General features: G+C 59.0%; 1 pseudogene. It reads right to left on the reverse strand.

Annotated features, from left to right (window positions below):
- Positions 1-385 (reverse strand): annotated as a pseudogene (locus tag KP705_RS18960) (Tn3 family transposase); the annotation flags it as partial.

Here is a 385-nt window from a genome sequence, read left to right on the forward strand (position 1 = left end):
AGCCGGACCTGTGACAACTCGCCCTTCCTGGCAAGAGCCGTCACCCGGTTCAGCGCGGTTTCCAGCACTGCACGCCGTTGAGAAAGGAACGTGTCAGCCGTAGCATTGATCGCCAGAGGCAACGGTCCTTGCGCGCGCATCGCTGCAAACGTGGCTTCCGGAAGAAGGTAGGTGTCGAATGCGCGGTATTGGCGACTTTCCGTTACCCAGATGTCTCCGGCACGCAGACGCTCGCGCAGCTGGGTCAGAACACAGAGTTCGTAAGCCTGTCGTATGACTGTTCCCTCTGGCCTGACAAAGCTGTGCCAGGAAGGCGGAATGAAACGGATCGGACAGGAGTCAGGCAAGCGGCGTTTACCGGTCCGATAGAGGTCTCCAATGATCT

It is taken from the genome of Gluconobacter sp. P1D12_c (genome assembly GCF_018812105.1).
GTDB classification, from domain to species: Bacteria; Pseudomonadota; Alphaproteobacteria; order Acetobacterales; family Acetobacteraceae; genus Gluconobacter; species Gluconobacter oxydans_A.